Origin of the sequence: Paenibacillus sp. PSB04 (assembly GCF_025809195.1) — a bacterium.
Classification (GTDB): domain Bacteria; phylum Bacillota; class Bacilli; order Paenibacillales; family Paenibacillaceae; genus Paenibacillus_AQ; species Paenibacillus_AQ favisporus.
The window spans coordinates 2,678,753-2,695,813 of the sequence record NZ_CP081301.1; the positions used below are offsets into that span (position 1 = coordinate 2,678,753).

Below are 17,061 nucleotides of genomic sequence, written 5' to 3' on the forward strand. Positions count from 1 at the left end.
AAGCGTTCTACAAATTGCGGACATCTGTTACGCATGCACTTCAATCACAATAAGAAAAACGTCTTCAAAAAGGGGAGATCGGTTTTGAAAACGAAGAAATGGCTGATGATGGTGCTGTCCGTCCTGCTGGTCGGCAGCATGCTGGCCGGATGCGGAAGCAAAGCTTCGGACAGCAGCAGTACGGCAAGCGGAGACGACTCCGGCAAGGCCGCCGAATCCGGCGAGCTCAAAGGTCATTTGGTCATCTGGACGTTCTTTGACCAGGTGAAGGACATGGCCGACCAGTTTCAGGCGAAAAATCCCGGCGTCACGGTAGACGTCAAAATGTTCCCGGGCGACCAATACCAGACGAAGCTGCTGACCGCGCTGCAGTCCGGCCGCGACGTTCCCGATATTTTCGACCTGGAGCGCGGGTATATCGGCAAATTCATCGATTCGAAGTTTTTGACGGACCTGTCGGCGATGGGCGCCGAGGATCTGGTGAAGGATTACGTCCCTTACGTTCAGGAGCTGGGACGATCCCAGGACGGCAAGCTGCGGGCGATTTCCGACCACTCTTCTCCGGGCGGCTTCTGGTATCTGCGCGATACGGCCAAGAAGTACCTCGGCACAGATGATCCCGACAAAGTCAGCGATATGGTCGGCTCGTGGGACAAAATCATTGAGCTCGGCAAAAAGGTGGCAGCGGACAGCGGCGGCAAAGTGCATCTGATCCAAAACGCCGGCGACCTGTTCGACATTGAAGCCTACAACACCCAGCCGTGGGTGAAGGACGGCAAGCTGAACATCGATCCGAAATGGCAGACGGTCTATCAAACCCAGCTGGATATCCGCAAAAACAACGTGGATGCCAAGCTTCCGTTCATGTCGGCGGGCTGGGGCAACGCACTGAACGACGGCAGCGTCGTGCTGACTTCCATGCCGGCATGGGCCGGGTTTATGGTCGACAACAAGGACGACAAAGCCAAAGGCAAGTACGGCGTAGCCAAAACGCCGGAAGGCTTCTACTCGGGTGGAACGTACCGCGGCATCTACGAAAAGTCCAAAAACAAAGACCTGGCGTATGAGTTCATCAAATATATCGCCGGCGAGGAATGGCAGCAGCACAACCTGGAGAAAACGGGCAACATGCCGGGCAACAGCAAAGTGTACGAGGCCAACCTGGATACGTACAAATCCCCGCTGTTCGGCGACGAAAACGTCTTGAAGCCTTATTACGAAACCGTCGTGAAAATTCCAGCAACGAAACCGGATAAATACGGCGAAGACATCATGAGCAAGTGGAGAAAGGTCGCAGGCGACGGTGTCACCAACAACCGCAGCTATGACGACGTCGTGTCAGACTTCAAAAAAGAAGTGAAGAACGCTTTCCCTGAGCTGAATGTGGACTGATCGCCCGGTCAAGAGCAGAAACGACAGATAAATAGACGCGGCTGCTGTTCGGATGAGAAGAGGAGCAGCCGCTCCATTTTTGGAAGGAGAAAGGCCCGATGAGCAGCATACATGATTATATCAGCGAACTACGGATCATCGACGGACACGAGCATTTGGCGACTCCGCAGATCAGACAAAGAGAGCAGCAGGATTTTTTCTCCCTGATGCATTACCTTGATTCCGACTTCATTACGGCGGGGATGCAGCGCGGGGCTTTAAGCGGCCGGGTGCGCAGTGACGAAGAGAAAGCGGCCACCTTCCTGCAGTACTGGCAGCGCGCGAACAACACCACGTATGCGAACATGTTCCGGACGGCCATGAAGGACCTGTACGGCTTTGAAGATTGGACGGTCCAAGGCATTCTGGAGGTTAATGATAAAGTGAAGGCGGCGACGAATAACCCGGACTGGTACCGGGAGGTGCTGTACGAACGCTCAAAAATCGACCTGGCGTTCACGCTGATCCAAACCACGCAATTGGATTACGAATTGTTCCGGCCGATCATGTTTTTGGATTTTACCTTTAAACTTCGAACACTCAAGGATATTCACGACGTGGAGAACGCCGCAGGGGTGCATGTACATTCGTTCCCGGGCTATCTCGAAGCAGTGGATGCCTTATTGCATAGATACAAACAGGAAGGAATGGTCGCAACGAAGCTGGGCCATGCATATTGGCGGAGCCTCGCCAGCACCAACCCGACGTTCCACGAAGCGGAGATCGTCTTCAACCGGCTGCTGGGCTATACGCTGCAGGACGGGCTGTCGAAGGAAGAGACGCTGGCGCTGCAGGACTACCTCATTCATTTCATCATCCAGCGTTCCATCGCTTATGATCTGCCGATCCAGATTCACACCGGCCATCATGAATCTAGCGTGTCCGGCAACGGCAACATCCTGACCAACTCGAACGCAGAGCTGCTGCTGCCGCTGCTGGCGCAGTACCGGGACGCCAAATTCGTCCTGCTGCACTGCGGTTTTCCTTACCATCAATCGTATTTAAGCATCGCGAAAAATTATCCGAACGTGTACACCGACTTTACCTGGGTGCATATCATTTCACCGACGATCGGCAAGCAGATTCTGCATCAAATGATCGAGATGGTGCCGCAGTCGAAGATCCAGGGATTCGGTGGCGACTACAACCATATCGAAGGAACCTACGCGCATCTGAAGCTGGTACGGAACCTAGTGGGCGACGTGTTAACCGAGAAAGTTCAGGAGGACAGCATGACGGAACAGGCAGCAATGGAATTCGCCAAGCGCATTTTCCGGGACAACCTGATCGAGATATACCAGCTGGATATGTAATGTAGAAAAATTTCCGGAAAAAGCAGGCTATTGGAAGAAAGGCGGGAGTCAATCGTGGGATGGAAGGCAGAGGCAGACGGTGGTGAGCGTTACGTACTGAACGTGTATCGGCCCGGTGAGGAACAGGGGGAGGCTGCGCTGCGGTTCGGTCATTTGATCGAAGCATGGAGCCCTCTGGACGGGTCGACCCTGGAGGTTCCGATCGAAAGGGTGGATGCTTTGACGGATGGAGGGCTGACGATGTCCGGCTCTTCGGACGAATTTGCTGCCGAAGCGAAATGGGAAGCGGTGAAGGACAGCTGCGGCGGCTACGACGTAGCCCTTCGTTTAACGTATAACGGGAACGTTCCCAAAAATATGGGACTGACTTTGCGGGCAGAGGTAATCGGTCCAGGGAAGCCGGATTGGATGATCCCCGGCGCCTTCTACAAGGAAAACCGCTTTGAGAAAAATTTACGGCGCTATCCCCGCTACGACTACCGGGGCGGAGACCCGGAGCAGATGGTATCGGATTATTGGTCCTTCCGCTCGGACCGGGCGGCGCTGCCGGTTGTGTTTGCCTGGAATGACGCGCTGTGCGGGGCGCTCTGCACGGAAGAAATGTCGGAGCTGGGCCTGACGGGCGTCGGTTTCCGGGGTAACGCGGACGGAACGGCGGTCTGGCTGAACTTTCCGTACCGGGAGGAGCCGGTGACGTTCGTCGGCGAGCCGGTTCCGGCGCTGGCGGATTTGGCGTCCGCACGGTTTGAGCCGGGGCAGCAGGTAACGCTTCGCTACCGGGTGTATACGGCGGCCGGCGATCCTCATGCGTACGATCCGTTTGTGCGTCGGATGTACCGGCTCCATGCCGAGACCTACCCGCTCCGGCCATGGATGGATCTGGACGAGGCGGCGCAGCTGACCGCCCACGGACTGTTTACGTGGCATTATCGTCCGGAGCACCGCATATTGTACGAAACGGCGGCGTTTGACCGCGAGTTGAACAACAACGTTAAAGGGCAGGGGGACCGCCCCCATATGCACGTAGGCTGGGTCAGCGGAGCTCCTTACGCGCATGCGCTGCTCCAATATGGACGCAGACAGGGCATTGCCGAATACACATCGGCCGGAATGGATGTGCTGAGCAAAATAGCCGAAGGCTTGTCGCCGAGCGGCATTTTCTGGGCGTCCTGGATCGAAGGCCGGGGCTGGAACGCCGGCTGGAATCCGAAGCCCGATTGGCTGCAGGCGAGAACGGCGGCCGAAGCGACGCTGTTCATGGTCCGGGCGCTGGATTTTGAGCGCGGGCAGGGAGCATCCCATCCGGACTGGGAAGCGGCGGCCCTGTCGAACTTGAACTTTGCGGCTTCCTGCCAGCGAAGCGACGGCAATTTCGGCTCCTATTACCATGCGGAGACCGGGGAGGTCGAAGAATGGGACGGCGCCGGCGGCATGCTGTGGATCGCGGCGCTGCTTGAAGGCGCGGCCTTGTTCGGGGAACCGCGGTTTGCGGAAGCCGCCGTGCGTGCCGGCGGCTATTACGAGAAGTTTATCAGGGATGAATATATTTACGGCGCTCCGGAGGATGTGCATCTGACACCGACCTCGGAAGACGCCTATAACGCCGTCGCCGCCTATGTGCTGCTGTACGAGTATGACCGACAGCCGAAGTGGCTGGAGCTCGCATCCAGCGCGGCGGACTGGATGATGACGTTCCGCTGGACGTATAATCTGTGCTTCCCGCGCCACACCCTGCTGGCGCAGTATGATTTCCGTTCGCGCGGCGCGGATCAGGCGTCCACGTCGAACCAGCATCTGCACAATTACGGCCTGTTCTGCGTGCCGGAAATGCTGCGGTTGTGGAAGCATTCCGGCGACCGGTATTACCTGGAACGCACCCGCGACCATATCGCCTGCTTCCTGCAGTTTATCGCGCGGGAGGACGGGGACTTCAATGCCTATAAAGGCATGGTCACCGAGCGTTATTACAACACGAACTGCTTCCAGCCCAAAGGAATGATGCTGACCCTGTCACACTCCTGGTGCATCGGCTTGATTCTGTACGCGTCCCAGGAGGCGGTGGAATACGCAGCGGAGTTGGGGCTGAGCGAGCTGATTGAAGGCTGAAGGATCGGAAACCGAGGGACTGAAAACTGAAGGATCAAAAACTGAAGGATCAAAACAGATCTAAAGACTGATGGATCGAGAACAGATTCGAAGACCAAGAGATCGAAAACCGTAAGCTGCTTGCTGGAGACAAAAAAACGCTGTCTGTTCTTTATGAAAATACGCCGGTAGACGTTCTTCATCCTATCGAAACCGCCTTCCAGCGAGACAAGGATTTCATAACCCAAAAGCGGATGGCTTGAAGGTGCCTAGCTTTATGCCCGCGAAAAAGAATAAGGAAATCCATGAAATCGCTTAGGCGAGATGAGATGCAGGACGAATACGGGAGGGGACAACGTATGTTATTTGCAGGAATTGATATCGGAACGACATCGATCAGCGCCGTGCTGATTTCGGCTGCGTCAGGCCGGGCGGTCCGCGTGGCAACTTGCGCGAACGATGCATCGGTTCGGGGGGATCACAGCTGGGAACGGCTGCAGGATCCGCAGCGGATTATGGAGCAAGTTCGAGGGCTGGTTGCGGAATGCCAAGAGGAATGGCCGGACGTGGCCGCGGTCGGAATTTCCTGCCAGATGCACGGCATTCTTTATGTTAACGGAGATGGCCAAAGCGTCAGCCCGCTCTATACCTGGCAGGACGGGCGGGGAGACGAGCGGGTGGAGGACCGGGATGCTTCTTACGCACGGTATCTTCGGGAAATCACGGGTTATCCGGCAGCCAGCGGCTATGGACTGGTGACGCACTTTCATCATGTGAAAAACGGGAACGTTCCCAAAGATGCGGTCTACTTATGTACGATCGGCGATTACGTGGCTATGCAGCTGACGGGCGCCGCCAAACCGCTCATGGATCCTTCCAACGCGGCCGGGATCGGATTGTTTTCGGCAAGCAAGCGCTGCTTTGATGAAGAAGCGCTGCGGCGGGCCGGGATGGATGCATCCATCCTGCCGCCCGTATGCCAGGGCACGGAGCCGGCCGGGAGAACGCCGGACGGCAAGCCCGTAGCATGCGCGATCGGCGACAACCAGGCGAGCTTCCTCGGTTCGGTATCGCAGCTGGAGCGGACGCTGCTCGTCAACGTCGGAACCGGATCGCAAATTTCCATTTACACGGACAACGACGTGTCTCCGGAGGAGTTGGATGCTGCGGCCGGCCTTGAAATCCGGCCGTTTCCGGGAGGAGGCTCGCTGCTGGTAGGCGCCCCCCTTAGCGGGGGCAAGTCCTACGCCATGCTGCTGGCGTTCTTTCAAGAGGTGGGCAGAGCCTTCGGCACGTCTCCGGATGAAGGCGAGATCTACGCGCGGATGAATGAATGGGCCCGGGAGGCGATTCGGCGCGGGGATGCACCGCTTCAGGTTCAGACCCAGTTCTACGGAACCCGGCAGGATCCGGGCCTTCGGGGGGCCATCCGCGGCATCGGGCCGGACAATTTCACGCCCGGCCATCTGGCCGCAGGCTTCCTGCAGGGCATGGCTGACGAGCTGATGCAGTACGTCGGCGCGCTGCCGGCGGGGCTGCGCGGCAGCATCTCGGCTGCGGCGGGTTCGGGCAACGGCATCCGCCGGAACCCTCTCCTCCGAGAGATGCTGGAAGCGAAGCTCGGGCTGACGCTTGAGCTTCCGCCCGGGGAGGAAGAGGCGGCCTATGGAGCGGCCGTGTACGGCGCAGCGGCGGCCGGATATTATCCCGATGTCCGGTCGGCGCTTAGCGAAATGAGGAAAGGGTGAACTTGCGATGGACATGGATACAGTCGAGACAAGTACAACGCGCCAGCCGCAGGAATGGGGACGCTTCAAACTGTCGGTCATTCATACGACCCCGGTTACGGTCGGTCCCTTAAGGGACCTGGCGCAGCAGTTGATGCCCGGCCTCCGCGTCATCAATTTGGTGGACGACTCGATTCTGCCGGAGCTCGCGGAGAACGGCGGGGACGTCGGAGCCATCGCCGGGCGGTGGAGGCAGTATGCGCACATTGCGGAGCGGCAGGGCGCGGACTGTATTCTGAACGCCTGCTCCTCCATCGGGGAGCTGTGCGCTGCCGTACGGCCGGAGATTGCGGTGCCGATCGTGCGCATCGACGAAGCGATGGCGGAGCATGCGGTGCGCTCCGCCGGCACCATCGGCGTGGCGGCCACGCTGGCCACGACGCTCGGGCCGACGCAGCGGCTGCTGCAGCAGCTGGCGGAGCGGCTCGGAAGAGAAGTCCGGCTGGTGCCGGAGGTGATCTCTTCCGCGTACGAGCGCCTGCTGGCCGGCGACCGGCAGGGCCATGACGAAGTGCTGGCCGAGACGCTGGCCCGGATGGCCGGTACGGCAGACATCGTCGTATTGGCCCAGGCGTCGATGGCGCGGGCGGTGGAAGGCCTGCCTCCGGAGGAACGCAGCCGCTTTCTGACCAGCCCCGCCTTCGGAATGGGGCGCGTGCGTGAGCAATTGTCGGCGAACAGAATGAACTGAGCAGACTTCACTGAACAGATTTAACTATAGAACGGATTTAACTGAACAACAGACTTAACTGAAGAACAGACTTAACTGAACAACAGACTTTATGGACGGAAGCAAGGTCCGTTTTTCAGATTTACAAGAGAGTAGCGAGAGGAGTTTTTACCCTATGACGACCCAAGCAGGAGCTGCGGGACGGTCCAACGTCCTGACGCTGAAGCAGGCCCTTAAAGCCGCCGAAGCCGGAAAGTACGCGATCGGTTCGTTTTCACCGCGCTATACGTCCATGATCGCCGCCGTTCTGGCGGCAGGGCAGGAGGCAGATTCACCGCTGATCGTCCAGATTTCGCAGAAGGAACTGATCCGGTACGGCATTACGCCGAAGGCATTTGCGGAGGAATTCTACCGCCAGCTAGAGGAGCAGCAGATCACCGTTCCGGTGGTGCTTCACCTGGACCACACGAAGGACATGGCGGTCATCGCCGAGGCCATCGAAGCGGGCTTTACCTCCGTCATGATCGACGCGTCGGAAAAGCCGTTCGAGGACAACGTCCGCGAGTCCAAAGAAGCGGCCGACTATGCCCATGCCAGAGGCGTCTCGGTTGAAGCCGAGCTCGGCATGATCGGCACGACCGATTTCGTCGAGACGGAAACCGACGAAGAGCTGTACACCGATCCCGATGAGGCGGCGGAGTTCGTTCGGCTGACCGGCGTGGACGCGCTGGCGGTATCGTGCGGCACCGCGCATGGCGTCTACAACGTGAAGCAGCCGAAGGTCGACTATGCGCGCCTAGAGGCGATCCGGGCACTGACCCCGGTGCATCTGGTGCTGCACGGCGGTTCGGGCGTTCCGGCCGATATGATGCAGCAGGCGTTCACCCTGAACGGGGGCGGCGTCAGCAAAGTGAATATCGCGACCGACCTGGAACTGTCACTGCTCGCGGCACTGGGCCGGGAGGAGCGCATGACGGACGCGGAGTGCCGGGCACTGGCGCCGGATCAGCTGGCTGCCGGCCGCGAAGCCGTCAAGCAGACGGTCATGAACAAGATGAAGGATTTCGTGCTGAGCGCCGGAAAGGCCGGACGCTTTTTCCAATAAACCGGATTCATCCTTACACCCAAGTAACCATGGATTGGAGCTGAACCACGTATGAAGGACAAAAAGCTGTACATGATCGGTAACGCGCATCTTGACCCGGTATGGCTGTGGCAGTGGCAGGAGGGCTTCCAGGAAGCAAAAGCGACCTTCCGCTCGGCCCTCGACCGGATGAAGGAATCGGAGGATTTTATTTTTACGTCCAGCTCGGCGGCCATGTACGAGTGGATCGAAAATAACGAGCCCGCCATGTTCGAAGAAATCCGCGCACGCGTCAAGGAAGGCCGGTGGAACATCGTCGGCGGCTGGTGGATCCAGCCCGACTGCAACATTCCGGGGGGCGAATCCTTCGTCCGCCAGGGCTTGTACGGCCAGCGTTATTTTAAAGAAAAGTTTGGGGTGACCGCCAAAGTCGGCTACAACGTTGACAGCTTTGGCCACAACGCTATGCTCCCGCAAATTTTAAAGAAGAGCGGGATGGACTACTACGTGATGATGCGCCCGATGCCTAACGAAAAAGGCCTGCCCAGCCGGCTCTTCTGGTGGCAGTCCGACGACGGGTCCAAGGTGCTGACGTTCCGCATTATGTTCGAGTACCTGTCCTGGGGCAAAGATCTGGAGAATCACGTACGCCGCTGTCTCGGCGAGTTCAAGGAACCGCTGAACGACTTGATGCTGTTCTACGGCGTGGGCAACCATGGGGGCGGGCCGACCAAGGAAAATATCGAGAGCATTCGGCGCCTGAACGAGGAGCCCGATCTGCCGAAGCTCGAGTTCGCTACGCCTGACCGGTACTTCAAGGACATGGAAGCTTCCGGACTTGATTTTCCGGTTGTGCACGACGACCTGCAGCATCACGCCAGCGGCTGTTATGCCGCGCATTCCGGCATCAAGCAGTGGAACCGCCAGGCGGAGAACCGGCTGATTGCGGCGGAGAAGTTCTCCGCGCTCGCTTCATGGATCACCGGGCAGCCGTACCCTGAGGAATTCACGCGCGCCTGGAAAAACGTGCTGTTCAACCAATTCCATGACATCCTGGCCGGAACGAGCCTGGAGCCGGCATATGAGGACGCCAGATATTTGTTCGGAGAGGCGATGGCGATCGCCGACCGCTCGCTGAACTATGCGGTGCAGTCGCTGTCCTGGAACATCGGCATCGAGCAGGATGAAACGATGCGCCCGATCGTCGTGTTCAACCCACATGCCTGGTCCAGCAAAGTGAACGTCGAGCTGGAGATTGGCGGAATCAAGGACAACAGCGTGCTGGTCGACGATACCGGCAAGCCGGTGCCGTTCCAGACCGTCAAGTCGCAGGCCGCAGCCAGAGGCCGCTACCGTCTGAGCTTTATGGCCGAACTGCCGCCGCTCGGATATCGGGTCTACAAGCTGTTCCTGGAATCGGCTTCGCTGAAGCCGGTCGGGGAGCCGATCACGGCCAGCGATCTCGTCTTGGAAAACAGCCGGCTGCGGCTGGAGTTCGACAAGGACACGGGCTTTATCAAAAGCCTGCGGGACAAGAAGCTGGATCATGAAGTGCTGCGGGGCGAAGGGGCACGGCCGGTCGTCATCGACGACACCTCGGATACGTGGAGCCACGACGTGCTGCATTTTAACCGGACGGCAGGGCAGTTCAAGGCGGTGAGAGTGCAGCGCATCGAGCACGGGCCGGTCAAATCGGTCATCCGCGTGGTAAGCGAATACGGCAGCTCGCGGCTGGTGCAGGATTTTGCAATGTATCCGGACCGGGACCAAATCGACGTTCGCGTGACCGTGGACTGGCGGGAAAAGTTCAAAATGCTGAAGCTCGTCTTCCCGGTCAACTGCGTCTTCAGCCGGCATACGTACGAAATTCCTTACGGAACGATCGAGCGCGAGCATAACGGCGAGGAAGAGCCGGGTCAGAGCTGGGTTGACTATACGGGGATCGTTCCGGGATCGAACCGCGTGTACGGGCTGAGCCTGATGAATGACGCCAAGTACAGCTACAGCATCCACAACAAGGAGCTGGCACTGACCGTGCTGCGCAGCCCGATTTATGCCCATCATGATCCATACGTGCCGGAGGCGGACGGTGAGTATGCCTTTACCGACCAGGGCATTCAGCAGTTCAACTATTCGCTTCTTCCTCATGAAGAGGGCTGGGAGCAGGCCGGCACTGTGCGCCGGGCCGCGGAGCTGAACTGCAAGCCGGTAGCCATCATCGAAACGTATCACGAAGGAAAGCTGCCGCAGACGGATTCGTACCTGTCGGTGGACCGGGACAACATTATCGTCAGCGCGGTGAAAAAAGCGGAGGATAACGACGATCTGATCCTGCGCGTGTATGAGACGGACAAAAAGGCGACGACGGCCGAAATCAGTCTCCCGAAATGGGAGCGCAGCATCCGTGCCGATTTCAAGCCGTCGGAAATCAAAACGTTCCGCGTGCCGGCGGACAAAAGCCTTCCCGTGACGGAAACCAGCCTTCTGGAGTGGGACCTGTAATATGGGCCGCCGCGAAGAGACGGCCGCCGAGCTGCGGGCGGCCGGGAAATTCATGATGGACACGGGGCTCGCCTGGGGCAATGCGGGCAACATCAGCGCCAGGCTGGATGATTCAAGCTTCCTGATCACGGCCACGGGGACGTTTCTGGGAGAACTGGGCGAAGGAGATTTCGCCGAGTGCGTTCTGGACGGCAGAGAGGCGCCGGCAGCAGCCGGGCCTAAGCCGTCCAAAGAAGTGCCGATGCACCAGGCCGTATATGACCTGCGGCCTGACGTGGGGGCCGTGCTGCATGCGTCGCCTTTTTACAGCACGCTGTTCGCCTGTGCCGATATTCCGCTTCCTTCCGGCTTGTTCGTGGAGACGATGTACTACCTGGAGCGTGTGGAACGCGTCCGGTACGCCCATCCCGGCTCGCTCGATCTGGGGGAAGCGGTCAGGGAGAAGGCGAAGCAGGCCAACGTACTGCTGCTGGAGCACCACGGGGTGCTGGTCTATGACACCAGCATCAAGGAAGCGCGGATGGCGCTGCAGACGCTCGAAATGGCCTGCCGGATGGTGATTGAATCCGGGAGCGCGGGCGTACGTCTGCAGGAGCTGCCGGATCCGGTCCGGCAGGACTTCCTGGAGCGCTCCGGCTACCGTCCACGGAGGAGGTGGGACGGATGATCGGCGTCATTGCCGACGACATTACCGGCGCGAACGACATCGGTATCATGTTCGCCAAAGTGGGCTTGACGACGCATGTGTATCCGGCGGTTGAGCTCCGGCATGGTCTGTCGGATCCGCAGCCGGACGTGCTCGTAGTGGACACAAACTCGCGGCTCGATACCGCGGATGAAGCTTATGCCAAGGTGTATGCAGCGACGGTCGCCCTGCGCGCCGCCGGATGCACGCGGCTGGTCAACAAAACGTGCTCAGTCTTCCGCGGCAACATCGGAGCGGAATTCGACGCCATGCTGGATGCGATGCATGCTTCGTTCGCGGTTGTCGTGCTCGGTTTTCCGAAGAACGGCCGCGTCACGCTGGACGGCATCCATTACGTGCACGGCAAGCCGCTGGCCGAGTCCGAATTCAGGCATGATCCGGTGCATCCGATGCAGGAGTCGGAGCTGACGGCGATCCTGCAGGCGCAGACAGAGCGGAAGGTGGCGATGCTCCCGATCGGCGTGGTGGAGCAGGGCGCCGAGGTTCTACGCGGGGAAATCAACCGGATGCGGGGCGAATGTACCTACCTGATTCTCGACGTCCGCGATCAGCAGTCGCTGCGGATCATCGCCGAGGCGGTACTGGATGAGCCGCTGCTGTGCGGCAGTTCCGGCCTCTATGAGGAGCTCGCGCTGCTGTTGAAGCATGCGGATGCGGACCCGGAAAGCTCAGATCGATTCACTACCGGGCATGTGGAAAATGAGGCGCTGTACAAAAGGGCTGACCTGGGAGCAGATGAAGGAGAACGAACAGGGAAGAACTTGGCCTCTGCCGGGACCGGGCCGCATGGCGGGCAAGTTGATAGGACGGCTGCTGACCTTATTGAAAATAGCCGGTTACTGAGCAAAGATGCAGACGCCCCGCAGGACAACGCAGGCTCAGCCGGTCATGCCACCAGGGGGAAGGGGTGCTGCTCGCGGCGGGCAGCCTGATGCCGCAAACCGCAGCGCAGATTGCTTGCGCCCGGGAGGCGGGCGTTACGATCATCGAGCTCGATTCCTTGCTGCTGCTGGAACCAGCGCGCAAAGGGGGGCACATCGCCGATGTCGTGCGGCGGGCCGGCGCGGAGCTGGCATCCGGACGCGATGTGCTGATCCATGCATCGAACGATGCCGGCAAGCGGGCAGCGACCCGCAAGCGGGCGAAGGAGCTCGGCCTGTCGGGGACGGTGCTCTCGCGCATCGTCGCGGATGAGCTGGCCGGCGCTGTAGCCGATGTCGCGGAGCGTGTCAGGCAGCGCCGAATCGTCATCGCCGGCGGCGAAACCTCTGCTGCCGTTTGCGGCCGGCTGGGCATCACCGGTCTGCGGGTGCTGGAAGAGATTGAGCCGGGGCTGCCCTCCTGTATGTCGCTGGACGGCAAGGCGCGTCTGCTGGTATTGAAATCGGGCAGCTTTGGCAGCCCGGAGTTTATCGTCAAAGCCATCGAACATTTGAAGGGAATGAACATCCATGGGGAGAGTGACTGCGATGAGCGCGATCTTTGAGCAGCTGTTTGCGAAATATCCGGATCTTCAGCCGTGCCGGGACGAGGTTTGGCAGGCGTATGAGGCGGTGGAGGCTTCTTTTCGCCGGGGAGGCAAAATGCTCCTCGCCGGCAACGGCGGCAGCGCCGCCGACTGCGAGCATGTCGTGGGCGAGCTGATGAAGGGCTTTATGCTGAAGCGGACTTTGCCGCCGGCCGAACGCGATAAGATGCTCATTCACGGCGAGGAAGGCGCTTATATCGCCGACCGGCTGCAGGGTGCGCTGCCGGCCATCTCCCTCGTCAGCCAGAGCGGCCTGTCGACCGCGTTCATCAACGACGTTGCCGCCGATATGGCGGTGGCCCAGCAGGTGTACGGCTATGGCCGGTCGGAGGATACGCTGGTCGTGTTCAGCACGTCCGGCAACTCGGCGAATGTGGTTCGTGCCGTTCAGGTGGCCAAATCCCTCGGGATGACCACGATCGGCCTGACCGGCCGCACCGGCGGACGCCTGAAGGAGCTGTGCGACATTGCCGTCTGCGTTCCTTACGACGGCACGCCGGATATCCAGGAAAGGCATCTGCCGATTTACCATACGCTGTGCATGATGCTGGAGGAGGCATTTTTCGCATGAGCACACTGCTGGGAGGCCTCGATATCGGCGGAACGAAATGCGCGGCCGTGCTTGGCAGGGCGGAAGGAGACCGGATCGAAATCGTGGGCAAGCGCAGCTTCCCGACGCCGGACACGCCGGAGGAAGCGATGGCGTCGCTGTGCGGTGAGCTGGCCGGCCTGGCCGCTTCGGCCGGCGGGGGCGAGCCGCTTGCTGCCGTCGGCGTCAGCTGCGGCGGCCCGCTTGACAGCCGGCGGGGACGGATTCTCTCCCCGCCGAACCTGCCCGGCTGGGACGGCATCGACGTCCTCACGCCGCTCCGGGAGCGCTTCGGCGTACCCGCCGCGCTCCAGAATGACGCCAACGCCTGCGCCCTCGCCGAATGGCGGTGGGGGGCCGGGCGCGGGGCGTCCAGCATGATCTTCCTGACCTTCGGGACAGGAATGGGCGCGGGTCTGATCCTGAACGGAGCCCTGTATGCCGGCGCAAGTGACATGGCCGGTGAGGTCGGCCATATCCGCCTGGCGGAGGAGGGGCCGGTCGGCTACGGCAAGGCCGGCTCTTTTGAGGGCTTTTGCAGCGGCGGGGGCATCGCCCGCCTGTTTGCCGGTTTGAAGGAAGCGGCGGCAGAGACTGCCGCGCGATTCTCCGCCGGCGCCGGAGGGATGGCCCCGCAATCCGGAGGGAGCGGGGAGGCTGCATGGACGGCGAAGGACGTGTTTGAGGCGGCTGCCGCCGGGGACGCGTTGGCGCGCGAAGCGGTGGGCATCATCGGCCGCAAGCTCGGCCGGGGCTTGGCCGTCCTCGTCGATACGCTCAATCCGGAGCGGATCGTAATCGGCAGCATCTATGCGCGCCAGGAACAGGTGCTCCGGCCGATCGTGCTGGAGGAGCTGCGGCGTGAAGCGCTGCCGGGGACGCTTGCCGCCTGCCGGATTCTGCCGTCGGAGCTCGGCGAGCATGTCGGGGATGCGGCCAGCTTGTCCGTTGCGCTTCACGCGCTGGGGGAGCATGAACGAGGGAATAATTGATCCGGGAAACCGAAGGTGGATCGGCGAACTTTTAACAGATGATAACAGGTTCATTATAACGTTTGTGATACAAGATTCGCGGCCTGAAGGCATGGAAGTGCAGAGCCCTCAGGCCTTTGACGTATAGATAGTTGGAAATTGACATGTTCGTCATTTTGGGAGCAGCAGGGGGAATCGTTGATGAGTATCGAAGGGCAAGGTGCGTTTCATTCCAGTGAAAACCTTGGGGCGGACGGCGTGGAGAAAGCTCTGCTCCGGCCGTTTGGCCTTTCCGTTCGGCTTCAGTCGGGGACGGAAGCGGTTCGGCTGCAGCTGACAGGGTCAGAAACAGAGAAAGGTTCGACGGAACAGAGGATTTTTGAAGAGACCTCATTTCACTACCGAAGCGAAGATGAGTCCATTCAGGCCCGGATTTTTGTGCGCGAGAAGGCAGGCGGCACGATGCTGGTCTCCGTGGAAGCCGGCATCGCCAATGAAAATGATTTCGGCAAGCAGCGCTCGTTCGCAGGGGAGCATGCGGTCATGCTGACGCTGCGGCCCGCTGGGCAAATCGAGGGGCTGATGGCCAACTACCAGCATAAGGACTGGTGGACCCGCCCACATTTTGGCACCGATCTGTCCGGTTTGCCGGAGAAAATGCAGTCGTTGCTGTGGAAGACAGCAGGCGAATATTGCCACCTGCTTCCGGTGACGGGGCCGATGTGGCGTGCGGATGCCGCCGGAGCCGAGGAAGGGATTACGCTTCGATTATCCGCTTATGAGGAAGGGCATACCCGCTGTGAAGCGCTTGTGTTTGCCTTTGCGGCCGGGAGCGATCCGTACGATCTCGTCAAGCGCAATGTGGCCACCGCGCTGAAAGAGCTGGATTATCCGACGCTGCCGCGGGAACAGAAGCCGTTTCCCGCGATGCTGGACAAGCTCGGCTGGTGCAGCTGGGACGCTTTTTACCACCAGGTCAGCGAAGAAGGGCTGCTGGCCAAAGCCGCCGAGCTGCAGCAGCTTGGGCTGCCGGTCGGCTGGGTGATGATCGACGACGGCTGGTCCGATATTTCTGCAGGCAAGCTGTCTTCCTTTGAAGCGGATCCCGTCAAATTTCCCGGCGGTTTGAAGCGTGCCGTGCATGCACTGAAGGAGCGGTACGGCATCCGCCATGTTGGGGTATGGCACACCATCGCCGGTTACTGGGGCGGCATTCTGGAGGACAGCCCGATCGCCAGAACGTATGCGGACCATCTGTACCGGGTGCCCCGGGGCAATCTTATCCCTTATCCGGAAGCCGGCAAAGGCTTTGCCTTCTGGCATGCCTGGCACGGATTTTTGCGCCGCCAGGGCGTCGATTTCGTCAAGGTGGACAGCCAAAGCGCGGTTCTGAACTACCTGCAGGGACGTATGCCTATCGGCCAAGCTGCCGCGGCTGCGCACGAGGCGCTGGAGGCTTCGGTTGCGCTGCATTTTGACGGGACGATCATCAACTGCATGGGCATGGCGTCCGAAAATATATGGCACCGGCCGAAGTCGGCCGTTTCGCGCAACAGCGACGATTTTGTGCCGCAGGAGAAGCGCGGCTTTCCGGAGCATGCGCTGCAGAACGGCTACAATTCCTTTTACCATGGGGCTTTTTACTGGGGAGACTGGGATATGTACTGGTCCAAAAACCACGACGACGTGCAGAGTGCGGTGCTGCGCGCGGTGAGCGGAGGTCCGGTCTATATCAGCGACGCTCCGGGAAATACCGATCCGTCGCGCATTTGGCCTTTGATCTATACAGACGGCACCGTCATCCGCTGCGACGAGACGGCCAATCCGACCCCGGACTGCCTGCTGCTGAATCCGGCCGAGGAGCATGTTCCTCTTAAACTGTGGAACCGGGCGGGCAGCGCAGGGGTTGTGGCGGCTTTTCATATCAGCGGGGATTCTGCTCAGGTTATGGGTTCGATCGGACCGGCCGATGTGCCGGGACTCGGCGGCGGGGAATTCGCCGTGTACGACCATTTTGCCGGCAAGGGCTGGCTGATGCGCGCCGACGAGCAGACCCCGATCCGTCTGGAGGAAGGAGGCTGCGCCCTCTATGCGGTCGTCCCGGTTACGGGCAGCGTTACCCCGGTTGGGCTGGCCGACAAATACATTTCGCCGGCGGCGGTTGCCGGGTGTACTGAGGTAGGCAAGGTGACAAACGTCCGCTTGCGGGAAGGCGGCCGGTTCGTGTTTGCTTCCAGAACGGCGCCTTTAAGCGTTACCGCAAACGGCTTGATGGTAGAGGCCGCTCCGGTCGGGGGCGACCCCGGCGATTTTTATGAGGTTCTCTGCGGGGAGCCCGGCCAACCGGTGCAGATCGAAATCGTCTCGTCGTAAAATCCGCATGAAGGCTTTGATG

The 17,061-nt window shown here is 60.1% G+C and carries 13 protein-coding genes; all 13 read left to right on the forward strand.

What is annotated here, in order from left to right; genetic code table 11:
• Positions 1 to 84 precede the first annotated feature (84 nt).
• The 13 genes from K2F33_RS12515 (at position 85) to K2F33_RS12575 (ending at position 17,039) form a co-directional block, all read left to right on the forward strand.
• Entirely contained in the window at positions 85 to 1,392 is a 1,308-nt protein-coding gene (locus tag K2F33_RS12515; RefSeq protein WP_076173786.1) for an ABC transporter substrate-binding protein, read from the forward strand.
• Between the two features lie 98 nt (positions 1,393 to 1,490).
• Positions 1,491 to 2,744 carry an amidohydrolase family protein gene (locus K2F33_RS12520; RefSeq protein ID WP_089548713.1) on the forward strand — a complete coding sequence of 418 codons (1,254 nt, stop codon included), beginning with the start codon at positions 1,491 to 1,493 and terminating at the stop codon, positions 2,742 to 2,744.
• A 54-nt stretch (positions 2,745 to 2,798) separates the two neighbouring features.
• The gene (locus tag K2F33_RS12525) at positions 2,799 to 4,850 is read left to right on the forward strand and encodes a YyaL domain-containing protein (protein WP_263881861.1); all 2,052 of its coding nucleotides are present in this window, start codon (positions 2,799 to 2,801) and stop codon (positions 4,848 to 4,850) included.
• A 338-nt stretch (positions 4,851 to 5,188) separates the two neighbouring features.
• Positions 5,189 to 6,577: a sedoheptulokinase gene (locus tag K2F33_RS12530; RefSeq protein ID WP_263881862.1), complete on the forward strand. Its 1,389-nt coding sequence runs from the start codon at positions 5,189 to 5,191 to the stop codon at positions 6,575 to 6,577.
• Between the two features lie 7 nt (positions 6,578 to 6,584).
• Positions 6,585 to 7,307 (forward strand): aspartate/glutamate racemase family protein, encoded by a 723-nt coding sequence (locus K2F33_RS12535; protein WP_263881863.1) that lies wholly within the window; start codon positions 6,585 to 6,587, stop codon positions 7,305 to 7,307.
• A gap of 154 nt (positions 7,308 to 7,461) precedes the next feature.
• Positions 7,462 to 8,391 (forward strand): class II fructose-bisphosphate aldolase, encoded by a 930-nt coding sequence (locus K2F33_RS12540; RefSeq protein ID WP_263881864.1) that lies wholly within the window; start codon positions 7,462 to 7,464, stop codon positions 8,389 to 8,391.
• Between the two features lie 51 nt (positions 8,392 to 8,442).
• Positions 8,443 to 10,872, forward strand: coding sequence for an alpha-mannosidase (locus K2F33_RS12545; RefSeq protein WP_263881865.1), 2,430 nt, complete (start codon positions 8,443 to 8,445; stop codon positions 10,870 to 10,872).
• Position 10,873: 1 nt separating this feature from the next.
• The gene (locus K2F33_RS12550; protein ID WP_263881866.1) at positions 10,874 to 11,539 is read left to right on the forward strand and encodes a class II aldolase/adducin family protein; all 666 of its coding nucleotides are present in this window, start codon (positions 10,874 to 10,876) and stop codon (positions 11,537 to 11,539) included.
• A complete protein-coding gene (locus K2F33_RS12555; protein WP_263881867.1) occupies positions 11,536 to 12,510 on the forward strand; it encodes a four-carbon acid sugar kinase family protein in 975 nt (324 codons plus the stop codon). The genes K2F33_RS12550 and K2F33_RS12555 overlap by 4 nt, the downstream gene beginning before the upstream one ends.
• Positions 12,510 to 13,064, forward strand: coding sequence for a nucleotide-binding domain containing protein (locus tag K2F33_RS12560; protein WP_263881869.1), 555 nt, complete (start codon positions 12,510 to 12,512; stop codon positions 13,062 to 13,064). The genes K2F33_RS12555 and K2F33_RS12560 overlap by 1 nt, the downstream gene beginning before the upstream one ends.
• A complete protein-coding gene (locus K2F33_RS12565) occupies positions 13,048 to 13,677 on the forward strand; it encodes a D-sedoheptulose-7-phosphate isomerase (RefSeq protein WP_263881870.1) in 630 nt (209 codons plus the stop codon). Before K2F33_RS12560 ends, K2F33_RS12565 begins: the two co-directional genes overlap by 17 nt.
• Complete coding sequence (locus K2F33_RS12570) at positions 13,674 to 14,687, forward strand: ROK family protein (protein ID WP_076173778.1); 1,014 nt, start codon at positions 13,674 to 13,676, stop codon at positions 14,685 to 14,687. The genes K2F33_RS12565 and K2F33_RS12570 overlap by 4 nt, the downstream gene beginning before the upstream one ends.
• A 180-nt stretch (positions 14,688 to 14,867) precedes the next feature.
• Positions 14,868 to 17,039: a Sip1-related alpha-galactosidase gene (locus K2F33_RS12575; protein ID WP_263881872.1), complete on the forward strand. Its 2,172-nt coding sequence runs from the start codon at positions 14,868 to 14,870 to the stop codon at positions 17,037 to 17,039.
• Positions 17,040 to 17,061 lie beyond the last annotated feature (22 nt).

Coding starts and splice junctions, on each gene's coding strand:
- K2F33_RS12575 (WP_263881872.1), top strand. CDS start 14,868: ATGAGTATCGAAGGGCAAGGTGCGTTTCATTCCAGTGAAAACCTTGGG.
- K2F33_RS12540 (WP_263881864.1), top strand. CDS start 7,462: ATGACGACCCAAGCAGGAGCTGCGGGACGGTCCAACGTCCTGACGCTG.
- K2F33_RS12520 (WP_089548713.1), top strand. CDS start 1,491: ATGAGCAGCATACATGATTATATCAGCGAACTACGGATCATCGACGGA.
- K2F33_RS12560 (WP_263881869.1), top strand. CDS start 12,510: ATGCCGCAAACCGCAGCGCAGATTGCTTGCGCCCGGGAGGCGGGCGTT.
- K2F33_RS12535 (WP_263881863.1), top strand. CDS start 6,585: ATGGACATGGATACAGTCGAGACAAGTACAACGCGCCAGCCGCAGGAA.
- K2F33_RS12550 (WP_263881866.1), top strand. CDS start 10,874: ATGGGCCGCCGCGAAGAGACGGCCGCCGAGCTGCGGGCGGCCGGGAAA.
- K2F33_RS12565 (WP_263881870.1), top strand. CDS start 13,048: ATGAGCGCGATCTTTGAGCAGCTGTTTGCGAAATATCCGGATCTTCAG.
- K2F33_RS12570 (WP_076173778.1), top strand. CDS start 13,674: ATGAGCACACTGCTGGGAGGCCTCGATATCGGCGGAACGAAATGCGCG.
- K2F33_RS12545 (WP_263881865.1), top strand. CDS start 8,443: ATGAAGGACAAAAAGCTGTACATGATCGGTAACGCGCATCTTGACCCG.
- K2F33_RS12555 (WP_263881867.1), top strand. CDS start 11,536: ATGATCGGCGTCATTGCCGACGACATTACCGGCGCGAACGACATCGGT.
- K2F33_RS12530 (WP_263881862.1), top strand. CDS start 5,189: ATGTTATTTGCAGGAATTGATATCGGAACGACATCGATCAGCGCCGTG.